Origin of the sequence: Streptomyces sp. KL116D (assembly GCF_030766975.1) — a bacterium.
Classification (GTDB): domain Bacteria; phylum Actinomycetota; class Actinomycetes; order Streptomycetales; family Streptomycetaceae; genus Streptomyces; species Streptomyces longispororuber_A.
In genome coordinates this window covers 107,410-128,438 of record NZ_JASERH010000046.1, presented here as the reverse complement: position 1 = coordinate 128,438, position 21,029 = coordinate 107,410, and the positions used below count along the sequence as shown (strand labels likewise).

The window sequence follows — 21,029 nt, the reverse complement described above, 5'->3', positions numbered from 1 at the left end:
CATGGAGAGCAGGAACCTCATGCGGGACGCACGCGCCGCACTCCACCGCATCCGCAAGCCCCGAGCGCTCCGGCCCCGGCTCGGCAGCCCTTTCCAACTCGCCCTGCTGATCTGCTCGTTCGCACTCGCCGCCTACGCGGGCGTGCGGCTCCTCGACCGTGACTGGCTCGGGGTGACGGTGTGGATCGTGGGGGCGGCGCTGCTGCACGACCTCGTGCTGGTACCGCTCTACTCGGCCGCCGACCGGGCACTGCTCGCGGCGGCGGGGGCGATGGGACAGCGGGCGCGGGTGGGGTACGTACGGGTCCCGGCGGCCCTGTCCCTCCTGCTGCTGCTCGTCTGGTTCCCGCTGATCAGCGGGATGACGGACGCACGCTACCGCTCGGCGACCGGAGTGCCTGCGGACGCCTTCCTGCCCCACTGGCTGCTGATCACCGCGGCTCTGTTCGGCGGTTCCGCGGTGCTGCTCGCGGGATCGGTGCTGCGGGAGCGCAGGACGACCGAGCGACACCGGCCGTCGGCGTGACGAGCGGCTCCCGAGCGTGCTCCATGAGCCGCATGCACAGGCGCCTCCGCATCACGTGGACCGCGGCGTCGGCCGGTCCGCCCGGGTCCTAGCCGACCTTGAAGTCCGCCGCCCTGGGGTCCGAGGTCGTCGTGCCGTTCTTCGCGGTGGCCAGGACCGCGACGTGCCAGGTGCCGCGCGGGGAATCGGCGGCGTCGGAGCGGGTGACGGCGGTGGTGTAGGTGCAGCGCACGGTGTCGTCGGCGGCGGGCTCGCAGGTGGCGGACTCGACGTCGGCCATCTCCTCGGCCGTCGGACCCTTCTCGCCGAGCGCGGAGTCGGCCGGCCACGCCAGGACCTTCAGGCTGTCGATGCCGGAGGACGCGGTGACGTCGGTGGTGAAGGTGAACGAGCCGTCGCGGTCACCGGTGGGCGCGGTGTACCGGGCGGTGCTGTGCGCGAGGGCCGGGGACCGCTCCCCGGCCTGGGCGGCGGTGAAGGCTCCGACGCCGGCGAGGGCGACGGCACCGGCGGCGACGGACAGGGCGACACGACGACGGGGCATGAGCGGACTCTCCGTGACGGGACGGGGCTGCCACGGCGGTTCGGGCCTTTGAGGGACCGGGCCTGGCCGGGGCGGCCGGGTGGGTGCCGGAGCCTTCGTCCGCGCCGGCAAGATCCATCCTCGCGGGCCGGAGCCGACCGGACCTGAGTACGGCTACTCAACTCGCCCTGGGTGATCGTCCCGCACCCGGTCCGAGCCGGGGAAGACGCGGCAGATCAGATCGGTGGCCGACGCCGCCGCCGGGCCGGTGCGCCGGGCCGTGACGGTGGCGGAGTCGAGCAGGGCCGACAGGGCCGCGTCGGTGCCGCCCCGGAGGGCCGGTGTCGCCTACGGCTGCTCGGCACCCTCGCGTTCACCGGCGCTGACCAGGCCGGTCTCGTAGGCGACGATGACGGCCTGGACGCGGTCGCGCAGGGCGAGCTTGGCGAGGATGCGTGCGACGTGGGTCTTCACGGTGGCCTCGGCCAGGTGGAGACGGGCGGCCAGCTCGGCGTTGCTCAGGCCGCGCGCCAGCAGGCCGAGCACCTCCAGTTCGCGCGGGGTGAGCGAGGCGAGGTCGCGGTGGAGGGCGGCGGTGTCGTCACTGTTCCGGGTGAACCGCTGGACGAGGCGGCGGGTGATGGCGGGCGCCAGCAGGGCGTCGCCGGCGCGGACCGTGCGGACGGCCGCGGTCAGCTGCTCGGGCGTGACGTCCTTGAGGAGGAATCCGCTGGCTCCCGCGGACAGGGCCGCGTAGACGTACCGGTCGAGGTCGAAGGTGGTCAGGATGATGACGCGCGGCGGGTCCGCGGCGTCCGTGAGGATGCGCCGGGTGGCTTCCAGTCCGTCCATCTCGGGCATCCGCACGTCCATCAGGACCACGTCGGGGCGGGTGCGGCGGACCGCGTCGACCGCTTCCGACCCGTTCGTCGCCTCGGCGACGACGTCGATGCCGTCGGCACCGAGGATCATCCGGAATCCGGTGCGGACCAGGGTCTGGTCGTCGGCGAGGAGCACCCGCAGGGGCTTGGTCACGGTGTCTCCAGGGGGATGAGGGCCTCCACACGGTAGCCGCCGGTGAGGCGTCGGCCGGTGTGCAGGGTTCCGTCGTAGACGCCGAGGCGTTCGCGCAGCCCGATCAGGCCCCGGCCGCCTCCGGTGCCCGCGCCCGGCCGGCCGCCGGTGTCGGTGACTTCCACCCGGAGGCGCCGGGCGCCGTAGTCCACGGTGACGGCCGCGTCGGCGCCGACCGCGTGCTTCACCGTGTTGGTCAGGGCCTCCTGGACCACGCGGTAGGCGGCGAGTTCGAGGCCGGGCGGGAGCGGCCGGGGCGGCCCCGTCACGGTCAGGGCGACCTTCAGCCCGGTGGCCCTGACCCGCCCGACGAGCGACTCCAGCTGGTCCAGGCCGGGTTGCGGGGCCAGCTCCACGACCGGGTCGGCCACGCTCGCCCCGTCGTCCGCTCCCACGTCGCGTGCGTCCTCGTCGGGCAGGGTGAGCAGCCCCATGACGTGGCGCAGTTCGGTCATCGCGGCCCGGCCGCCCGCCTCGACGGCGAGCAGCGCCTCGCCGGCCTGCTCGGGAGAACTCTTCATGATCTTGCGGGCGGCGCCGGCCTGGATGACCATCACGCTGACGTTGTGCGTGACGACGTCGTGCAGTTCGCGGGCGATCCGGGCCCGTTCGTGCTCGACGGCCCGGCGCAGCGCCGCCGCCTGTTCGCGTTCCAGCGCGGAGAGCCGGGACCGGCCCTCGTCGGTCCGCAGCTTCCACGTGCGCAGGCCCACGGCGGCCATGGCCATCGGGACCAGGATCAGCAGCGCGATGTACTCGTTGGGCACGATCGGCGTCACCGAGTTCCCCGCGGTGCCGACCAGCAGGACCGACACCGACAGCGCCGTCAGCGCCGCCACCCGGTACGGGCTGTGGACGGCGGCGCTGTAGACGGCGATGACGAACGCGTAGAAGGTCAGCCGCATGACGCTCTGCGGCGTCGCCAGGGTCGCGGCCGTCACGACGCCGAGGACGGCGAGCGGGCAGCGGCGGCGCAGCGCCAGGGCGCCGGAGGCGACGGCCGCGAGGGCCGTCATCGCGGCCAGGCCGCCGGGACCGGACGGGCGTGGCACGACGACCGCCACGCCGGGAGCGATCTCCCGTACGACGACGTTGCCCGCGTTGTCGATGCCGTAGTAGACCGTGACGACCGCGAGAACCAGCGCCACCAGCACGTCGAACTGCCAGGCACGCCGGGTGGGTCGCAGCGGCGGACCGCTCGGCGTCCGGGCGTCACGGACCGTCCGGATGACGGCCTCCCGCAGCAGCTCCGGCGCCTTCCGCAGCGGCTCCGGCGTCGTCCGCGGCGGCTCCAGCGTCGTACGTACGTTCATCACCGGCTCATTGTCGTCGCCGCGCACGCCCGGGGAGTCCGCCTCGGTGGCCATTCCGGGCGCCGCGGATACCCAGCTCGCCTACATCGCAGGGATGACGTGCGCGCGGTTCGTCCCAGCGCGGTATCGCAAGGGGTCCGGGCGGGCGACGCGGGCCGCCCCGGGCCGCTCCTAGCGTTCGGGCAGCCAACCGCCCGTGTCCGAGGAGCCCTTCATGACCATGCCGGTGATCGAACTGCGCGGAGTGAGCCGCCGCTACGACGACGGTCCGCCCGCCCTGGACGACGTGTCGCTCACCGTGAACCCCGGCGAGGCCGTCGCGATCCTCGGCCCGTCGGGCAGCGGCAAGTCCACGCTGCTCAACCTGATCGCGGGCCTGGACCGGCCCGACGCGGGCACCGTCACCGTCGACGGGGTGCGGGTGGGGGAGCTGGGCGAGGCCGGATCGGCCCGGTTCCGGCGGTCGAGGATCGGCTTGGTCTTCCAGTTCTTCAACCTGCTCGACGACCTGACCGTCACCGACAACGTCGTGCTGCCCGCGCGACTGGCGGGGATGGGCCGTCGCGTCGCGGACCGGCGGGCCGCGGAGCTCCTGGAAGGGCTCGGCGTCGCCCGGCACGCCCGGACCCGACCGGGTCGGCTGTCCGGCGGTGAGCGGCAACGCGTCGCGGTGGCCCGGGCGTTGATGAACCGGCCGCCGCTGCTGCTGGCCGACGAGCCGACCGGCGCGCTGGACACGGCCGCGGGACAGGACGTCAGCCGACTGCTCACGGAACTCAACGCGGAGGGCCGGACCGTCGTCGTGGTCACCCACGACCTGGCGCTGGCCCGGTCCTGCACGAACCGTACGGTCCGGATCGGCGACGGCCGGATCACCGAGGACGTCCGGGTGCCGGCCCTCGCCCCGGAGACCGCCCGATGAGCACGCTCGGCACGGTGGTGCGCGCGGGGGTCGGACGACGCCGGGTGCAGACGCTGGTGATCGCACTCGCCACGATGATGGCGGTGGCCGCGTCGGTCATGGGGGGAACGCTGCTGGTGGTCTCCGGCGCCCCCTTCGAGGACGCCTTCCGCACGCAGCACGGCGCCCATCTGTCCGTCCGGTTCGACGCGGGCAGGGTGACCGCCGCGGAGCTCGCGAGGTCCGCGACCGCCGACGGGGTCAGCGGCGCGGCCGGGCCGTTCCGCACGGCGACGGTCGTTCCCCGGCCGGACGAGGCGGGTCCTGGCTGGCCGATGACCGTGGCCGGCAGGTCCGGTCCCGGTCACGGCGTGGACGCGGTGGCGCTGCTCGACGGCCGGTGGCCGACCCGGTCCGGCGAGATCGTGGTGTCCGCCGATTCGTCCCTCGTCCCGACCCTGGGCAGGAAGCTCGCCTTCTCGCAGCCGTCCGACGGGCCGACGCTGACGGTGGTCGGCGTCGCCCGCTCGGTCACGCGGACCGCCGACGCCTGGGTGCTGCCCGCGCAGCTGCCGGCGCTCACCGTGCCGGGCGACGGCGGCTACCAGATGCTCTACCGCTTCACGGCCGCGGACACCCCGGCGCAGATCGCCGCGGGCGGCCGGGCCGTGACCGAGTCCCTGGAGCGGGGCGCCGCCGTAGGCCGGCAGTCCTGGCTCACCGTCAAGAAGAACGCCGAGCGGGACACCGCCCTCTACGTCCCCTTCCTCATCGCGTTCGGCGCCCTCGGCCTCGTCATGTCGGTGCTCATCGTCGGCAACATCGTCGCGTCGGCCGTGGGCACGGCCACCCGCCGCATCGGCGTGCTCAAAGCCGTCGGCTTCACCCCGGCCCAGGTCGTGCGCGCCTACGTGGCCCAGGCGCTGGTCCCGGCCGCCGTCGGTGCGGCCCTCGGCCTCCTCGCCGGGCACCTGCTCGCCGTCCCCGTACTGGCCGAGGCCGAGGAGGCGTACGGATCGTCGTCCCTGGCCGTCGCCCCGTGGGTGGATCTGACGGTGCTCGCGGGGATGCTCGGCCTGGTGGCGGTGACGGCCTGGATCGGTGCGCTGCGGGCCGGCCGGCTGCGGACGGTCGACGCGCTCGCCGTCGGGCGCACCGTGCAGGCGGGGCGCGGCCGCCTGGCGGCCAGGGTCGCCGGACGGCTGCCGCTGCCGGTCGCCCTCGGACTGACCCGGCCCCTGGCGCGGCCCGCCCGCGCGCTCGCCATGGGCACCGCGATCCTGTTCGGCACCGTCGCCGTCACGTTCACCGTCGGCATGGGCGCCTCCCTCGGGCAGGTGATGAAGGCCAAGGCCCACGACGTGGCGGACGTCGTCGTCCCCGCGCCCGTGCCCGACTTCGGACCCCCGGGCCGCGCCCCCGGGAAGAAGCGGCCGACGACCGATCCCGCCGCGGTCGCCGCGGCCGTCCAGGACACCGCGGGAACGGGCAGGTACTACCGCGCGTCGACGGTACGGGCCACGATCTCCGGCGTGACCGGCACGGTCGACGTGGTCGCCTTCACCGGCGACGCCTCCTGGGGCGGCTACGCCATGGTCGCGGGGCGCTGGCTCCACGGGCCCGGCGAGGCCGTGGTCCCCACGCCGTTCCTCGCCGCCACCGGAACCCGCATCGGCGACACCGTCACCCTCGACGGCATGGCCGAACCGGTCACCGCCCGCATCGTCGGCGAGGTCCTCGACCCCCGCAACGAAGGCATGCAGGTCTTCACCGACGCCGCGACCCTCGCGGCCGCGCACCCCGACCTGACGGACACCAGCCATCACGTCGCCGTGACCGCGGGCACCGACATCGCCGGCTACGTCACCACGCTGAACAAGGAGTTGGCGCCGCTGGGAGCCACCGCACGGGCCGGCGGTCCCGACGGCGACAGCGACATGGTCGCCACGCTCGACGCGCTGTCCGCGATCCTCACCCTGATGCTCGTCGCCGTCGCCGCGCTCGGCGTGCTCAACGGCGTCCTGCTCGACACCCGCGACCGCGTCCGGGAGATCGGCGTCCACAAGGCCCTCGGCATGACCCCGCGCCAGACCGTCGCGATGGTCCTCACCTCCGTCGTGCTGACCGGGCTCGTCGGCGGAGCCCTGGGCGTCCCGCTCGGCATCGCCCTGCACGGCCGGATCTTCCCGGCGATGGCCGACGGCGTGGGGCTGCGCCTGCCCGATTCCGTCCTGTCCGTCTACCACGGTCCCGAACTGCTGCCGCTCGCACTCGGCGGCCTGCTCATCGCCACGCTGGGCGCCCTCCTGCCGGCCGGCTGGGCCGCCAGGGCCCGCACCGCCACGGCTCTGCGCACCGAGTGACGCCGCGCAACGGAACCCGCGGGGACCGGACTTGCGATCCGCCGGGCACACCAAGGGGCGGCGTGCTCTACTCACGGTCATGCCGCTGCTCCTGCTGGACCTCGACAACACCCTGGTCGACCGCGACACCGCGTTCTGCGACGCCGTCGCCGAGTTCCTGGCCGCGTACGACCTGCCGCGGTCCGAACTCCCGTGGATCAGGGGCCTCGACGAGGGCGGCTACGCCCCTCGCGCGCAGATCGCCGCCGCGATGAACCGCCGGTACGGTCCCGCGGTGCCCGCCACCGCCGTCCAGTCCTTGCTGGACGGCGGTGGCGACGACCGGGTCACGGTGGCGGAGTCGACGCGCGAGGCGCTGGAGAAGGCCCATGTCGCCGGGTGGGTGAGCGTGATCGTCACCAACGGCACCACCGCGCAGCAGGAGTCGAAGATCCGCATCACCGGCCTCGACCGCCTCGTCCGGGCCTGGGTGGTCTCCGAAGCGGTGGGCCACAAGAAGCCCGAGCCCGAGATCTTCCACGCCGCGGCACGGGCGGCGGGACAGCCCCTCACGGGTGCGTGGATGGTCGGAGACTCCGCGCACGCCGACATCGCCGGCGCCAACGCCCTCGGCCTGCCCAGCGTATGGGTGTCCAACGGGCGTACCTGGACCGAGGAGAGCCACCGCCCCACCCACGTCGCGGCCCACGTGGGCGCGGCCGTCGAGCACGTCGTCGGCACGCTGTCGGCGTAGGGCGGGGCCCGGGGGCGGTCGCGCCGACGGGCCCGGGCTCACATCCGGGAACGCAGGACGTCCACCTCACAGCCGGGCGCCGCCGGGTCGAAGCCGTGCTCGACCAGCCAGCGGACGATCAGCAGGCTGCGCAACGACCACCACGCGCGGATCACGTCGAGGTCGACGGCGGCGCCGTAGCCCGCGAGGAGGTCGTCGAGGTGTTCCTCGTGGCCGAGCGTCAGGGTCGCGAGGTTGAACAGGGCGTCTCCCCGGCCCGCTTCGGACCAGTCGATGATGCCGGTGACCTCGTCGCCGTCGACGAACACGTGGGCGATCTGCAGGTCGCCGTGCGTGAACACCGGCGTCCAGGGACGCAGCGCGGCCTCGGCGATCTCGCGGTTGCGCGTGACCAGGTCGGCGGGCAGGACGCCGTTCGCGACGAGCCACGCGCACTCGCCGTCGAGATCCGGCGTCAACCGGCCGACGCCCGGCCCGGACCAGGGCGGCAGCGGTGCGTCGTGCACCTTCCGGACGGCGGCGCCCGCCGCTGCCCACGCCGCCGACGACGCGGTCGACGGCTCGCCGAGACGGCCGAGCGGCGTCCCCGGGACCGCGGCGATCGCGAGCACGGGCGGCTCGCGCCACAGGACCCGCGGAGTCGGGACCGGTGCCAGCGCCATCGCCTCGACCTCGACGTCCATGCGTGCCTGATCGGCGTCCACCTTCAGGAACACGTCCCCGACCCGCAGCGTCGCACGCTCGGAATGGGCGACGACGACCTCGACCTCATCCATGGGCACCAGTATCCCGAGGCGACAACGCCCGCCAGAGGTACTGAGGGAATACTGCGGGGCATGGAACTGCGTGGGGACAAGGTCGTGTTGCGGCCCGTGACGGCGGACGACGGAGAGATCCTGCACGGGATCGTGCGGGAGCCGGAGGTCGCGGCGTGGTGGTCGCCGCCGGAGGACTTCGACAAGATGCTCGCCGTCCTGCACGAGGGCGAGGTCATCGGAGCGGTCCAGTTCGACGAGGAGACCGATCCCGAGTTCCGGCGGGCCGGGATCGACATCTTCCTGTCGGCGCGCCACCACGGCAGGGGACTCGGCACCGACGTCGTACGGACTCTGGCCCGGTGGCTGGTGGACGAGCGGGGCCACCACCGGCTGACCATCGATCCAGCGGCGGCGAACGCCGCGGCGATCCGCAGCTACGGCAAGGTCGGTTTCAAGCCCGTCGGGATCATGCGGGCGTACTGGCTCGACCACCGGACGGGGCGCTGGGAGGACGGCCTGCTGATGGACCTGCTCGCCGAGGAGCTCACCTGACCTGATCTGACCTGACCGAGAGGCCGACGACCTTCGCGAATCGCAGCAGGGAGCCGCCTCGCCGGCCCACACTCTCCCTACGCGAGAACGCACGGACGGCGGGGGTGGAACGACCATGGCGGACGGATTGCGGACCCTGCTGGTCGACGACCACGAAGACACGCTCGTGGCCCTGGAGGCCGCCCTCGCACCGCTCGGGCACGCCGTGGAACGGGCCGGCAGCGGCACCTGCGCGCTCAAGGCGGTGCTGAAGGGCGGGGTGGGCCTGATCGTCATGGACCTGCGCATGCCGGTGCTCAGCGGGATGGAAGTGGCGCGCTGTCCGCGGCGGTTGGAGCAGACGTGCCGCATTCCGATCTTCCTGGTCACGGGGATGCGGCTGGACGACGATCTGGCGGCGGAGGCGCTGGAGGTCGGCGTCGCCGACATCGTGAGCAAGCCGATCGACCTCAACGCCCTGCGGGTCAAGGCCAACTACGTGATGTGCGGGGGCGGGCAGACCTCCGGGCCCCGCTGAGGGTCCCATATCCCTCTTGTCGCGAACCTTCTGGAAAACCCGGAAGGTCGCGCCGGGTGGCGGATTGTCGGCCCTAACATCCCCTCACGCGCACACGTCCCTGGGGAGGCGGCATGGTGTGGTTTCGCCCCGCACAGCACGTCCAGTTGAAGGTCACCGGTTCCGAGAAGCTCGCCGTCGTCCATGTGGCGGGCGAGTTGGACGTCGCGTCCGTGCCCGCCGTGGACCGGGAGGTGCGGCAGCTGATGACCGAGGCGGACGCCGTGGCGCTGGACCTGAGCCGCGTCACCTTCTGCGGAGTGGCCGCGGTGAACTGGCTGACGGACCTCCTCTGCCGGCCGGCCACCGCGGGGCGGGTGGTCGTCGAGCGTGCCCACAGCGAGGTCGTCCGGATGCTCCGGCTCCGCGGCGAGCCGACCACCCTCCAGATCGCCCGGAACTGCCGGACGGGCGTCGGGATCCCGGACCGCCGTGACGACATCGCCTACCTGGACGAGCTGCTCAGCACGGCCCTGCGGATCAGCGGCACCGGCAAGGGCAACGCCCAGCTGTACGTACCCGAGCGCCGCGCCCTGGTCATCGCGGCCCAGCACGGCTTCCACCGGCCCTTCCTGAGCTACTTCGAGGCGGTTGCGGACGACGACGAGCAGACGAGCTGCGGCACCGCCGCGGGGGACCGCGCGGCCGTCTTCGTGGAGGAGGCGGCGACCTCGCCCATCTTCTGGCGCACGCCGTCGCTGGACGTGCTGGACGAGGAGCACGTGGCCGCCGTCGCCTCCGTGCCGATCACGGCTCCGGGCGGCCGGCTGATGGGAGTCGTGTCCGTGCACGCGGCGAGCCCGCGGCGCTGGAGCCTGGAGCAGCGCCGGGCCCTGTCCAGCCTGGCCCGGGCCAACCAGTCGTCGCCACGGCCCCGCAAAGCCCTCGTGTGACACCCGGTTGACCCGCGCCTACGCGGTCTTGACCGCTCCGCCGTCGATGCGGTGGTCGGTGCCGGTCGTCGCGGCGGCGCGGGGCGAGGTAGGTGACGAGCGCCGCGACCTCCTTCCCGACGTTGTTGACGAGGATGTCGATCCCGCCCAGCGCGTTCCGGCTTCGGCGACCAGGTGCTCGGCTCCCGCCGGGTCCGCCAGGTCGACCTTGACGGGTACGACGCCGAACGCTTCCAACTCCGGGGTGACGGTGCGGGCAGCGGCGACGACGCGCACGCCCTCGGCGGTCAGCGCGCGGACGACCGCTCGGCCGACCCCTCGGCCGGCACCGTCGGTGGCCGCGCGTACGGTCGCCGCATGACTGATCATCAGTGGGCCGGTGTGCGACGGCAGATCGAGGCGATGGGTGCCCGGTCGGGCGACGCGGTGTTCGGGGCGGCGCAGCACGGGTGGGTGCTCGAGGAGCCGCTTTCCGAAGAGGAGGTGGGTGAGCTCGAAGCGCAGATAGGTGTGCGGCTGCCGGAGGAGTACCGGACCTTCCTGCTGCACGTCGGCGCGGGCGGCGCGGGCCCCGCGCACGGCCTCTTTCCGGTGCGCCGCATCCAGGGGCGCTGGCGATGGGAAGGGGACGGCGCGGACATGACCGACCTGTCCCGACTGGCCGAGCCGTTCCCCGATCGCGGGCCCGACCCCGAAGTGCTCGACGCCCTGCTGTCCGAGCGTCCCGAGGAGGAGGACTTCGACGTCATCGAGGACTTCGACGACGCCATCGAGGCGTGGGACGAGCGATGGGACGCGGTGATGTTCGCCCCGGAGCGCACCGTCGGCGGCGTCAGCATCTGCCATCTGGGCTGTGCCCAGCGGGAGTTGCTCGTCGTCAGTGGCCGGCACCGCGGCACGATGTGGTCCGACCGGCGGGTGGACGACGTCGATCTCGAACCGCTCCTCGACGGCGACGGCCGGCCCATGACGTTCGCCCGCTGGTACACCGACTGGCTGCGCGACGCGGCCGGGCAATCCCGGGAAGATCCTTCCCGTGACTGAGCACCCGACCGCTCGCGAGGCCCCGTGGGCAGGCGAACAGACCCTGTACGACGTCGTCCCCCATCTCGACGCCCTGATCGAGACGATCGGCCGGGACCTGGTTCTGGGGGAGTTCGCGCTCGCCCGCGACACGGTCCCCGCGGCGGCGCAGATGCTCGTGGAGCAGGGGGAGTCGTCGGGGATCCGCGACGAGGCGACCGCGCTGCTCGTCGTCCGCGCGCTCGCCGAGGCGGCGGCCGCCACGGAGCGGGCGACCGACGCGGCGGGTTCGTAGCGCTGCCGGCCGGTCGCCGCGTCCACGGAAATGCACTTGTCCGCGGGTGTGGTGGGTGGCGAGGGTGGCCGGGTGAGATCCGATCTGTGGCCGCGCCTGCTGACCTGGGACGAGGTCGACCCCGCCCGGCATCCCTTCGACGCCGAGCGGGCCGCCCGTGACGTACCGCTGCTCGGCCCGGCCCGGTGCGTACCGCGGCGCCCCGAGCTCCACGCCGCCGATCCGGCGATGAGCGCCTGGAGCCACGGCGAGGGCAGGTTGTGGGCGGATGCCATGACGTACGCGCTGATCGAGCGGTACGGCCGGTGGGCGGCGGGCTGGCGGTGGGCGCACGACGAGGGCGACTTCGACGGCGGGCCCGTCGGGAGCTGGTGCTGCCCGCGGGACTCGATCACCACACCGGAGGAGACGCTCGACCGGGTCGTCGCCGCGTTGTGCGAGTGGCGGGACTGGCTGGAGGGCCTCGCCGCACCGTTCGACGCGTATCCCCTGGACCCCGCCGCCGTGGACGACCAGCGGATCCTGTGGGAGCGCGCCGCCAGGAGACTGATCGAGCGGGTCGCCGACCGCACGGGCTGCGGCAGCGGCTGGCACGCGCACTGCCGACAGGTGCTCAGCTGGTTCCTCAGCCGATGGGGCGTCGACCCGGACGTGGCGCGGGAGTTGGTCGAGTCGGCCGTCGGCGGGCGGTTCCACAGCTGGACGGAACCCGACACCGTGGTGATCGACGACGTCTCCGAGCGCCTCGCGCTGCTGCTGCCGGCGGACGACCGGCCGCGACCGTCGTCCGATCGGCCCGCCGACCACCTCGAGGAATGGCTCGCGGTACGTGGCGGTGTCGCCTGGGCCGAGGTACCCGCCGACCCGGACGAGGGACAGCCCGTGACGGCGGTGTGCGACGGCGCGGCCGAGGACATCCGCGCCTTCGACGCCGCTCTCGACCCTGCCCGCGCCCAGGGCCTGCTCACCGCACTCGACCTGCTCCGCGCCGACGCGGCGCGCGGCACCCGGCTCGACTTCGAGCTGCTCCGGTCGTGGCAGCGGCACGTCCTGGACGCCCCTGGACCGCCCGCGTTCCGCACCCTCCCCGCCTTCGCCAAGGACGGCCGCGAACGCTACGGCATCGCCGCGGACACCCGAGAGCGCCTGGACGCCTGCCTGCACGAGAGCGCCAAGAACCACGGAGCGCCCCTCGCCCTGGCCGCCCGCGCCGCGCGCGCCTACCTGGACGTCTGCTTCTTCCACCCCTTCGACGACGGCAACGCCCGCTCCGCCTTCCTCGCCCTCGTCTACGTCCTGGCGCGCGAAGGCGTCACGCTCGACAGCGTCTCTCTCCTGCGCCGCATCTCCTTCCAGGCCGGCAGCGCGCAGGACGCCCTGAGCCTCACCCGCTACGTCGGCCTGCACATCGCGGGGGCGCGGCGGCCGGAGGCGAGCTGACATTCGGGGCCCCTGAACTGTCGTAGGGGCAAGGCGGCCCGAGCCGGCTCGGGCCCGAACCCGGAAAGGGCAGATCATGACGTTCACCTCGCACACCCTGCACCTCACCGCGCGCGGCACGGACGAGGCATCCGCCTGGTACCAGCGGGCGTTCGGGGCCGAGGAGCTCACCCGGCTGGTGGTCCCCGGCGGCCGGCTGATCCACGTCCAGGTCCGCATCGGCACGCTCACCCTGATGCTGGCCGACGAGTTCCCCGAGCTTGAGTCCTTCGGGCCGCGGCACTTCGGCGGCACGTACGGTGCCGTCTACCTGCACGTCGGCGACGTCGACGCGGCCTGGCAGCGGGCCGTGGAGGCCGGGGCCACCGTGATCCGGCCATTGAGCGACGCCTTCTGGGGCGAGCGGGAGGGGCAGCTGCTCGATCCGTTCGGTCATCGATGGGGCCTGACGCAGCACCTCCGCGACGTTCCGACGGCCGAACTGCAGAAGCTCACGACCGAGGCGTTCTCGCAGCCCGGCTGACCGCGTAGCCGTGGCCGGCGGACGCCAACAGCACGGGCTCTCGGCCGAGTTGGGGCCAGGCGCGGAATCCGGTCGGATCATGGCCGAGACGCACGGCCTCCATTGACACGCCTCCGGGGACTTCGTAGCTTCTCCAATCGTCGGGAATGCCGATGATTAGAGTTCTAGATCGTTAAGATTTCGGGGGAACGATGTCCGGACGAACGACGCCGACCGGGGGCCGGGGCTGGACCCTGGCCGTGGTGTGCGTGGCCACGTTCATGCTGTTGCTCGACCTGACCGTGGTGAATGTGGCGCTGCCCGACATCAGGGACGCGTTCGACGCGAGCTTCACCTCGCTCCAGTGGGTGCTCGACGCCTACGCGCTGGGGCTCGCGGCGGTGCTCCTGACGGCCGGCTCGCTGGCCGACCGGCTGGGCCGCAAGCGGGTCTTCAACGTGGGATTCGTCGTGTTCCTGCTGGCGTCACTGGCCTGCGGCCTGGCGAACGACGTCGCCGTGCTGTCCGTGGCCCGAGGCGTGCAGGGTCTCGGCGGAGCCGTGCTCTTCGCCGTCGGACCGGCCCTCATCGGACAGGAGTTCCAGGGCAAGGACCGCGGCAAGGCCTTCGGGATCTTCGGCGGTGTGGTCGGGCTGTCCATCGCCTTCGGGCCGCTCATCGGCGGCGCCCTCACCGACGGGCTGAGCTGGCGCTGGATCTTCCTGGTGAACGTCCCGGTCGGGCTGCTGGCCCTGGCCGTGAGCGGGCTGCGGATGCGGGAGTCCCGCGCGGAGGTGGCCTCCGCCGTCGACTGGTGGGGCATGGTGCTCTTCACCGGCGCGCTCACCCTGCTGGTCCTCGCGCTGCTGCGGGGCGAGGACGAAGGGTGGGGCAGCGCGCCCATCCTGGGCATGTTCGCGGCCTCCGCCGTCCTCCTCGCCCTGTTCGCCGTCGTGGAGCGGCAGCGCGGCGAACGGGCGATGTTCCAGCTGGCGTTGTTCAGGAACGTGACGTTCAACGGGGTGTCGGTGGTGACCCTGTCTGCGCCGCCGCCACGATGTCGGCGATCTTCCTGCTCGTCTCGTACGTGCAGAACGTGCTGGGGTACTCGCCGTGGGAGACCGGTCTGCGGTTCCTTCCGCTGACCGGCACGCTGTTCGTCGCCGCGGCGATCGCGGGCTCACTCACCACCCGCGTGCCGCAGCGGCTGCTGATGGGGACCTCCTGGGCCTCATCGCGATCGGCTCGGCCTGGTCGCCCTCACGGGCCCGGACACGCCGTGGACCGCGCTGCTGCCGAGCATGTTCGGCATCGGCCTGGGCATGGGGCTGTTCAACCCGCCGCGCGCGTCGCTGTCCATCGCCGTCGTCGAACCGGACAAGGCGGGCATGGCGTCGGGGATCAACGAGACGTTCCAGCAAGTGGGCGTGGCGATCGGGATCGCCGGCTTCGGAGCGGCGTTCCAGGGCCGGGTGAGCGATCTGTTTGCCCAGTCCGACGCGGGCCGCCAACTCGGCGCATCCGCCCACGAGTTCGGCGACGCCGTCGCCGCGGGCGGCGGTGCCGAGGCGATCGACCGCGCACCGTCCGGCTCGCGCCGGCCCTCGAGACAGCGGCCCGCACCGCGTTCGTGGACGGCCTGACCGACGTGATGCTGGTGTGCGCGGCTCTCGCGGTCGTCGGCTCGCTCGTGGGCTTCCTCTTCATCCGCACCAGGGACCTGCACGAGAGCGCCCGGGGGACACTGCGAACAGCCAGGACGCGCAAGGGGGTTCGGGAGACGGAGCCACGGGCGGGCGGCCCGTGGGGGAGCCCGTGCCCGCCGGTGGGGAGCGCTAGGCCCCGACCGGACACCGAAGCACTGGCGGTGGCACCGGCCTTGAGGCCCGGTGCCACCGCCAGTACGCTTTGCCGGACCGACGATCGGTGTCAGCGACGTTCGACGGCGCCGAGCGACTCAGCCGAGCGACTCAGCCGAGCAGCTGAGCCGAGCAACTCAGAACGGCCGCATGGCACAGGCGACGCCCACCCCGGCGCAGACCGCCGGGTTCGACTTCCCTCTGCGTCCGCAGGACCGGCTACCTGCTGAACAAGGCCGGCTCGATCCTCATGGAGGACGCGGAGCACGCGCTCGCCGAACAGGGCATGCGGCTGCGCTACTTCTACGTGCTCGCCGCGCTGGAGAGCGATCTGAGCCTGTCCCAGCAGGACCTGAGCCGACTGCTCCACCTCGACCCCACGACCATGGTGGCCCTCATCGACGAGATGGAGCGGGCCGGCCACGTGGAGCGGCGGCGCAACCCCGCGGACCGCAGGCGGTACATCCTGCGCCTCACCGACGACGGGCGAGCGGCCCTGGAGCGTGCGGGGCGGGCCGTCGACGCCGTCGAGCGGGACTTCCTCGCGGCGGTGCCCGCGGAGGACCGCGACCGGCTGCGCGCGCTGCTCGGCGAACTCCTCGCCGACCGCTGGCCCCGCGTGATCGCCTGCGAATGAGATCCGGGACTCCGGTGTTTTGGCTAAACCCGAAGGAGAATCCGGACCAGAACCGAACGAGAACCGGAAACTGGAATTGTTGAATCCCTTTATGGGAAACCCTTTGGATGGATCTGTGGAGGGTGTCACATCCTCTTCCTGTGAAGCGCTTTCTCCGAAGTGCGCCGTGTTAGACTCTGTTCGGGCCGCGCGGTCCGAACACGGGGGAAGGTTTAACGGGGAATGAACTGCATAGGGAACGGCAAGAACAGCAAAGAGTTATTCTACGGATCTCTTGACAGCTGCCTGGGGCCGGGCGCTCGCGCTGCTTCGGAGCGGGTACAAGCGCGTCACGCAGACCCTCACGCACATCACCACCGACGGCGGCGCCCGGCCGGGTGCGCTCGTCACCGCACGCGGGACGCTCACGTACCCGCACGACTGGTCCCGCGAAGTCGGGGGCCGGAGACCTCCGGCCGCATCTGAGCAGCATCGACGCGCTGGTGCTCGCCGCCACTCTGGCGGAGGTGCACATCGCCCGGGCCTCGCCTCGACCCGCCGAGCGACGCAGGATCTGGCTGCGGCACGCCGACGTACGCGGGCCGGGAGCAGCCCGCACGAGGAGCTCACGGACTTTCCGTGGAAGGCAGGCTCGTCACCGTCGAAGGCCCGGCCGACGACGCCACCCTGGCCAGCACGTTCGAGTGCCGGGTCGGACGGCTGAAGGTGCGCTGCACGCTCGTCCACGCACAGCGGCAGGCCGGCGAGCGGTCACGTACTCCGACGGAAGCAGGCCCTCGGCCGGCCCGGTCCCGCCACTACGGCGCGGGCTGCAAGCAGCACGAACAGCACGCCGAGCAGGTCCGCGTCGACCTGGACCGCCAGCAGGTCAGCGTCCTTCAGCGCGTCGTCGCCGACGCCACCGCGCCCACCTGCGGAGCGGAAGCGGCCTACGGTCGCTTCGGTCTCCCTGGTCGACGCGCTCGTGGGCGTGGCCCAGCTGGCCCAGATCCTGCTCTACGCCCAGGACGGACTGTCGCGCGGCGACAGCGACACCCTCTGGATGCGGCGCTTCGTCATCAACGCGCGCGCACGCCGCACGCCCGCTCGGACGCAGCTACGTCCCTGACCGTGCGCTACCGAGAACAGCAGGATCCTGCCATGGGCGGCATGCGCTGGCGCGACCGCGGAACATGGCGGTCGACGACTTCGCCGGATCGCGGGCGCTGTTGGCTCGCCCACCGTCTGCTCGGACGCCGCGTAAGACGCTCAGCTACCGGTCAATTCTGTATCCGGGCTGCCCATGGCGTCCGGGTGCAGGATTTCGGAGAATTCGGTGGCTACCGGAAAGCGTCGGTTTCATTAATTCCGGACCGCCGGACGGCGATGCACCGCTCGATTCGCCGTCCGGCAGTCCCGGCACTGCGCAGGAGTCGAGCCGCTGCGCGCGCGTTTCACGCCAGAAACACCAACGGGGAACCACGTCATGCGTTTTACACCCACGCTCCGATTAGGGGACGTGCTCGTCATACTCGAAGGCCCGGCCCGCGTGGTCTGGCACGAGACCGCCACCGGGCACGGAAGAAGAACTGGACACCGACGGGGCTGTGGCCGGACGAGGCTGCAGCGCACGCTCGGTGCGCGAGCACCTCGACGGCGAGCGGCCGCTGCTCGTCCTGCTGGACGACGCCCGCAGCCACGTACCGATGCTGCGCGAGGAGTGGCAGGCCGCCCCCTGCCGTGTGGTCCACGACCTGGTAGGGCGGCGACTGCGCCGGACTCGCCGACGACGAGGGACGAGATCGTCGACGTCCGGCCGCCGTTCCCCGACTGGCTTCCTGCAGGCGAGCACCGGGAGCGCGCCGCGCGCTTCCTCGCCGAGAGCGACGCGAGAGCTGTCCCGCACGCCGATGGCACTGCTGCCGCCCCTAAGCTGACCGGGAACCACGGCCGGGACTGCGCGCAGCCCGCGCTTCGCCCGCCGGCTCCCGGGCCGAACGCGCGCTCACCGCGGACCGCCTCGCGGCAGCCGTGGAGCACCTGTTCACCGGCACGCAGCGCCTGCGTAAGCCGCGGCGACGGCCGGCCGCGAGGCGACCCGATGAAGCAGCCGCCGACGCCGCACGCCGATCCGCTCGGGCCCGTCCTCAGCCAGCGGGACATCGGCCGGCTGCTCGCCGAGACCGCCGCACGCAACCTGGCGCTCACCGGCCGACGGCCCGCCCCGCCCACCACCGCCACGAGGAGCCGATGATGGGACGCTCGGTCATGGTCACCGGCGGCAACCGCGGCATCGGGCTCGCCGTGGCCACCGCCCTGGCCGCCGACGGCGACCAGCGTCAGCCGTCGCACCAGCCGCGACGAGCAGCCATCCGCCCGACGGACTGCTGGGCGTGCGCGCCGAGATGGCGGACCCGAGAGAGCATCGACACGGCGTTCCGGCAGGCCGAGGAGACGCCCACGGGCCCGTCGAGGTGCGCGTACGTCAACGCCGGTATCACCGGGACAAGCTCCCGCTGCGCATGGATCTGAGTCGAGGACTTCACCGACGTCGTCGACGTCAATCTGCACGGCGCCTTCCGCACCGTCCGCCGCGCGGTGCGCGGCATGCTGCGGGCACGCTGGCGGATCGTCCTGATCTCGTCGATGACCTACGCGTACGGGGCGCCGGGCCAGGCCACCACTGCGCGTCGGCCAAAGCCGGGATGCTCGGCATGGCCCGCTCCCTGGCCTGGGAGACCGGCCCGCGGAACATCACGGTCAACGTCGTCGCGCCCGGCCTGATCGACACGGCCATGAGCCACGGATGCGCGCACGACAGACGCGCACACTCTCCTCTCCATCACCCTCTGCTCGGCCGCGCCGGCGAGACGGCCGACGTCGCCGCCGCCGTGCGCTACCTCGCCGGTGAGTCCGGCCGCTTCGTCACCGGAGCGGTCCTCCGGTCAGCGGCGGCCTGGGCTCGGCGGCCGAGTCCGCACCGCACACCCCGGCCCCGGCCGGGCCACTCCACGACGGAAGAGAAGACACCATGGACACCATGAACACGAGCACGGCCCCGACGAGCGCCTCCGCCGCTGCCACCGCGGCGCGGTCACCGCACCTGGCGATCTCGGGACGTACTCCGAAAGCGGCAAGAGCACCACGACCGAGACCCTGTCGATGGCGACGGGCATACCTCGTACCCACGCGATGACCTCCCGGGAGATCCTCTCGCGACCTCGTCCCGGGCAAGCAGGTCCAGGAACTGAGCGCGATGGAGCTCACGATGCCGCTGCGCCGGCTGGAGGAGCGGATCCACAACGAGTCGGGCAGGAGGGAGCGTTCATCTCCGACGGCTCCTGTGATCCACGAGAGTGGATCTACGGCGAGCGCCCGCATGCGGGTCGGCATCAACCCGGCGCGAACCTGCTGGTGCGGACGGCGAAGAACGTGGCGGGAGCTGCCCGTCAAGCGGTTCTACCGCCAGTACATGGACGCGTACGGCGCCGTCGCCAAGGCGCGCGCCAAGCGGATCTACGACGCCTACGTGCACCTGCCGGTCGAGTTCGAGATGAAGGCGGACGGCCACCGCCGGTCTCCGACCGTTCCGCCGGATGTCCGACGAGCTGCTCATCGACACCCTGGACGAGCTGGAGATCCCGTACCACGTGGTGGGCGGCGGCGTCCGGGAACGCGTGGAGCGGTCGTCGAGATCTTCGACCTGCCCCTGGTGATGCCGCTCGACGAGGCGATCGAGCGGGCCGGCGCATGAGGGTGCGCGAAGCGCCCGGGTCTGGAGCAGGACGCCCGCTTCCACACGATGCCCAGCGCGTCAAGTCCCTGCGGCGGCGCATCTCGTACGCGATGCGCTTCTGACGGCGAGCCGTCTCCCTGCGGACGGTGGCCGTCTCCTACAATCGTGATGACGTGTTCGAGTACCACGGCTGGATCACGGTGCGGGAGACCGCGGGGAGCGACGACGACGAGGGCCGGCTGCGGCAGATCGTCGCGGAACTGCAGCGTCGCATCGACCTGATGGCCGACCCTACCTGCTCGACCTCCGGTGGACAGGGCGGCGAGCCGTTCATCCACCTGGGAGCGTCCAGGCGAGCACCGCTCGTCGAGCGATGTACGTCGAGACTGTTCGAGCAGGTGGCCGCGTTGGCTCCCGGATTTCCTACGGCTGCTCCACATCCTCGACGACGAGGACCCGGCGCACGGCGACGAGGTGCGCGTGGTCAGGCTCGTCGGGGCAGGTCACCCGGCACACCGAAGCCCTGCTGTCCCCGCGCATCCCCACGCTGGAAGATCCTTCACAACGAGTCTGATAGCGGCGGGCGGGACGGACCGGCCCGGTGTGAGGCTGGGGCACATGACGTGGAGAACCGCCCCGCCCACCGCGCTCGTCGCCGTCTGCGGCGTGCTGGCGCTGACTCGCCGGGTGCGGCAGCGGAACGCCGGGCGAACGGGACGGCGGGGCGTCGCGCGGGGAAGCGAGGAGCCCGACGCGCTCCCCGCGCCGACGCGAGCCGCGCCCCGCTCCCGGCAGGGCTCGCGCGACCCCGACGACCTGAACGGCGACGGCCACCGCGATCTGCTGCTGCCCCTCGACACACCGGGCGGCGAACCGCAGTGGGAGCCCGCCGACGGCGGATCCTGGTGGTGTACGGGTCGCGTCGCACGGACTCGATCCGGCGTGACCCGGACCGTGTACGGGCGCAGCGACCTCGGCCTGCCCGCCGCCGATGTCGGTGTCGGGCGTCGAGACGGCCCGAGGACGTCGACGCACGCCGGGCGCCACCGCCGATCTCGACGGCGACGGCTTCGCCGACCTCGCGATACCGACGTCGAGCAGGAGCGGGCGACCCAGGCAACGTCACGGCCCAACGCTGATACACGCTGTACGTCGTCTGGGGCTCCGCGCACGGCCCGGCGCACCCGGCAGGAAGGCCACGCCGTACAACTCCGCAGCGAGCAGCCGTGCTGGGGATCCGGCAGGTGGTGCGCGGGGACTTCGACGGGACGGACGCCCCGACCTGGCAGGAGTGGGGGACTCGGCCGCGACGTGTGGCTCCTGTACGGACCGTTCGACCGGTCGACAGGAGCGCCCGCGCGGACCG

25 protein-coding genes and 2 pseudogenes are annotated in these 21,029 nt (G+C 72.7%); 21 read left to right on the top strand and 6 right to left on the bottom strand.

Features of this window, described 5'->3' with window-relative positions; all coding sequences use genetic code 11:
- The first annotated feature begins 19 nt into the window (after positions 1–19).
- Positions 20–526, top strand: a complete 507-nt coding sequence (locus RBJ77_RS18955) for a hypothetical protein (protein WP_372346105.1) — start codon at positions 20–22, stop codon at positions 524–526.
- Positions 527–614: 88 nt separating this feature from the next.
- On the opposite strand, the gene RBJ77_RS18950 is transcribed toward RBJ77_RS18955, so the two are convergent.
- From RBJ77_RS18950 to RBJ77_RS18940, 3 genes are all read right to left on the bottom strand, one after another.
- Positions 615–1,070: a DUF5707 domain-containing protein gene (locus tag RBJ77_RS18950; protein WP_372346104.1), complete on the bottom strand. Its 456-nt coding sequence runs from the start codon at positions 1,068–1,070 to the stop codon at positions 615–617.
- A 327-nt stretch (positions 1,071–1,397) separates the two neighbouring features.
- Positions 1,398–2,084: a response regulator gene (locus RBJ77_RS18945; RefSeq protein WP_372346103.1), complete on the bottom strand. Its 687-nt coding sequence runs from the start codon at positions 2,082–2,084 to the stop codon at positions 1,398–1,400.
- The gene (locus tag RBJ77_RS18940) at positions 2,081–3,436 is read right to left on the bottom strand and encodes a sensor histidine kinase (RefSeq protein WP_372346102.1); all 1,356 of its coding nucleotides are present in this window, start codon (positions 3,434–3,436) and stop codon (positions 2,081–2,083) included. The genes RBJ77_RS18945 and RBJ77_RS18940 overlap by 4 nt, the downstream gene beginning before the upstream one ends.
- A gap of 214 nt (positions 3,437–3,650) precedes the next feature.
- Between RBJ77_RS18940 and RBJ77_RS18935 the strand changes: the two genes are divergently transcribed.
- The 3 genes from RBJ77_RS18935 (at position 3,651) to RBJ77_RS18925 (ending at position 7,433) form a co-directional block, all read left to right on the top strand.
- Positions 3,651–4,358: an ABC transporter ATP-binding protein gene (locus RBJ77_RS18935; protein WP_372346101.1), complete on the top strand. Its 708-nt coding sequence runs from the start codon at positions 3,651–3,653 to the stop codon at positions 4,356–4,358.
- Positions 4,355–6,700, top strand: coding sequence for an FtsX-like permease family protein (locus RBJ77_RS18930; RefSeq protein WP_372346100.1), 2,346 nt, complete (start codon positions 4,355–4,357; stop codon positions 6,698–6,700). Before RBJ77_RS18935 ends, RBJ77_RS18930 begins: the two co-directional genes overlap by 4 nt.
- Positions 6,701–6,779: 79 nt before the next feature.
- Positions 6,780–7,433: an HAD family hydrolase gene (locus RBJ77_RS18925; RefSeq protein WP_372346099.1), complete on the top strand. Its 654-nt coding sequence runs from the start codon at positions 6,780–6,782 to the stop codon at positions 7,431–7,433.
- Between the two features lie 38 nt (positions 7,434–7,471).
- On the opposite strand, the gene RBJ77_RS18920 is transcribed toward RBJ77_RS18925, so the two are convergent.
- The gene (locus tag RBJ77_RS18920) at positions 7,472–8,209 is read right to left on the bottom strand and encodes a phosphotransferase family protein (protein WP_372346098.1); all 738 of its coding nucleotides are present in this window, start codon (positions 8,207–8,209) and stop codon (positions 7,472–7,474) included.
- A gap of 60 nt (positions 8,210–8,269) precedes the next feature.
- Here RBJ77_RS18920 and aac(6') point away from each other — a divergent pair, with 60 nt between their 5' ends.
- The 3 genes from aac(6') to RBJ77_RS18905 all read left to right on the top strand — a co-directional run bounded on the left by aac(6') (position 8,270) and on the right by RBJ77_RS18905 (position 10,192).
- Positions 8,270–8,743 (top strand): aminoglycoside 6'-N-acetyltransferase, encoded by a 474-nt coding sequence (aac(6'), locus tag RBJ77_RS18915; RefSeq protein ID WP_372346097.1) that lies wholly within the window; start codon positions 8,270–8,272, stop codon positions 8,741–8,743.
- Between the two features lie 115 nt (positions 8,744–8,858).
- Entirely contained in the window at positions 8,859–9,260 is a 402-nt protein-coding gene (locus RBJ77_RS18910) for a response regulator (RefSeq protein WP_372346096.1), read from the top strand.
- 113 nt (positions 9,261–9,373) lie between these two features.
- Positions 9,374–10,192, top strand: coding sequence for an STAS domain-containing protein (locus RBJ77_RS18905; RefSeq protein WP_372346095.1), 819 nt, complete (start codon positions 9,374–9,376; stop codon positions 10,190–10,192).
- A gap of 18 nt (positions 10,193–10,210) precedes the next feature.
- Here the strand turns inward: RBJ77_RS18905 and RBJ77_RS18900 are convergent, their stop codons facing one another.
- Complete coding sequence (locus RBJ77_RS18900; protein ID WP_372346094.1) at positions 10,211–10,561, bottom strand: hypothetical protein; 351 nt, start codon at positions 10,559–10,561, stop codon at positions 10,211–10,213.
- On the opposite strand from RBJ77_RS18900, the gene RBJ77_RS18895 reads away from it, so the two are divergent.
- The 14 genes and pseudogenes from RBJ77_RS18895 to RBJ77_RS18830 all read left to right on the top strand — a co-directional run.
- Positions 10,550–11,236, top strand: a complete 687-nt coding sequence (locus tag RBJ77_RS18895; RefSeq protein WP_372346093.1) for an SMI1/KNR4 family protein — start codon at positions 10,550–10,552, stop codon at positions 11,234–11,236. The two genes, RBJ77_RS18900 and RBJ77_RS18895, sit on opposite strands and share 12 nt — an antisense overlap.
- Positions 11,229–11,510, top strand: a complete 282-nt coding sequence (locus RBJ77_RS18890; protein WP_372346092.1) for a hypothetical protein — start codon at positions 11,229–11,231, stop codon at positions 11,508–11,510. Before RBJ77_RS18895 ends, RBJ77_RS18890 begins: the two co-directional genes overlap by 8 nt.
- A 72-nt stretch (positions 11,511–11,582) precedes the next feature.
- Positions 11,583–12,950: a Fic family protein gene (locus RBJ77_RS18885; protein WP_372346091.1), complete on the top strand. Its 1,368-nt coding sequence runs from the start codon at positions 11,583–11,585 to the stop codon at positions 12,948–12,950.
- A gap of 76 nt (positions 12,951–13,026) precedes the next feature.
- Entirely contained in the window at positions 13,027–13,473 is a 447-nt protein-coding gene (locus RBJ77_RS18880) for a VOC family protein (RefSeq protein WP_372346090.1), read from the top strand.
- A 191-nt stretch (positions 13,474–13,664) separates the two neighbouring features.
- A complete protein-coding gene (locus RBJ77_RS18875) occupies positions 13,665–14,597 on the top strand; it encodes an MFS transporter (RefSeq protein WP_372346089.1) in 933 nt (310 codons plus the stop codon).
- Positions 14,598–14,753: 156 nt separating this feature from the next.
- The gene (locus tag RBJ77_RS18870) at positions 14,754–15,095 is read left to right on the top strand and encodes a hypothetical protein (RefSeq protein WP_372346088.1); all 342 of its coding nucleotides are present in this window, start codon (positions 14,754–14,756) and stop codon (positions 15,093–15,095) included.
- A gap of 466 nt (positions 15,096–15,561) precedes the next feature.
- Positions 15,562–15,948, top strand: coding sequence for a MarR family winged helix-turn-helix transcriptional regulator (locus tag RBJ77_RS18865; RefSeq protein ID WP_372346087.1), 387 nt, complete (start codon positions 15,562–15,564; stop codon positions 15,946–15,948).
- A 377-nt stretch (positions 15,949–16,325) separates the two neighbouring features.
- Positions 16,326–16,469: pseudogene (locus RBJ77_RS18860) on the top strand (AvrD family protein); the annotation flags it as partial.
- Positions 16,470–16,918: 449 nt separating this feature from the next.
- Complete coding sequence (locus tag RBJ77_RS18855; protein WP_372346086.1) at positions 16,919–17,056, top strand: AvrD family protein; 138 nt, start codon at positions 16,919–16,921, stop codon at positions 17,054–17,056.
- Between the two features lie 972 nt (positions 17,057–18,028).
- Entirely contained in the window at positions 18,029–18,181 is a 153-nt protein-coding gene (locus tag RBJ77_RS18850) for a hypothetical protein (RefSeq protein WP_372346085.1), read from the top strand.
- Positions 18,181–18,459: a hypothetical protein gene (locus tag RBJ77_RS18845; RefSeq protein WP_372346084.1), complete on the top strand. Its 279-nt coding sequence runs from the start codon at positions 18,181–18,183 to the stop codon at positions 18,457–18,459. The genes RBJ77_RS18850 and RBJ77_RS18845 overlap by 1 nt, the downstream gene beginning before the upstream one ends.
- 182 nt (positions 18,460–18,641) lie before the next feature.
- Complete coding sequence (locus RBJ77_RS18840; protein ID WP_372346083.1) at positions 18,642–18,971, top strand: SDR family oxidoreductase; 330 nt, start codon at positions 18,642–18,644, stop codon at positions 18,969–18,971.
- A 212-nt stretch (positions 18,972–19,183) separates the two neighbouring features.
- Positions 19,184–19,681 (top strand): hypothetical protein, encoded by a 498-nt coding sequence (locus RBJ77_RS18835; protein ID WP_372346082.1) that lies wholly within the window; start codon positions 19,184–19,186, stop codon positions 19,679–19,681.
- A 128-nt stretch (positions 19,682–19,809) separates the two neighbouring features.
- A pseudogene (locus RBJ77_RS18830) lies at positions 19,810–20,022 on the top strand (Imm7 family immunity protein); the annotation flags it as partial.
- Between the two features lie 64 nt (positions 20,023–20,086).
- Here the strand turns inward: RBJ77_RS18830 and RBJ77_RS18825 are convergent.
- Entirely contained in the window at positions 20,087–20,209 is a 123-nt protein-coding gene (locus RBJ77_RS18825) for a hypothetical protein (RefSeq protein ID WP_372346338.1), read from the bottom strand.
- Positions 20,210–21,029: the final 820 nt, after the last annotated feature.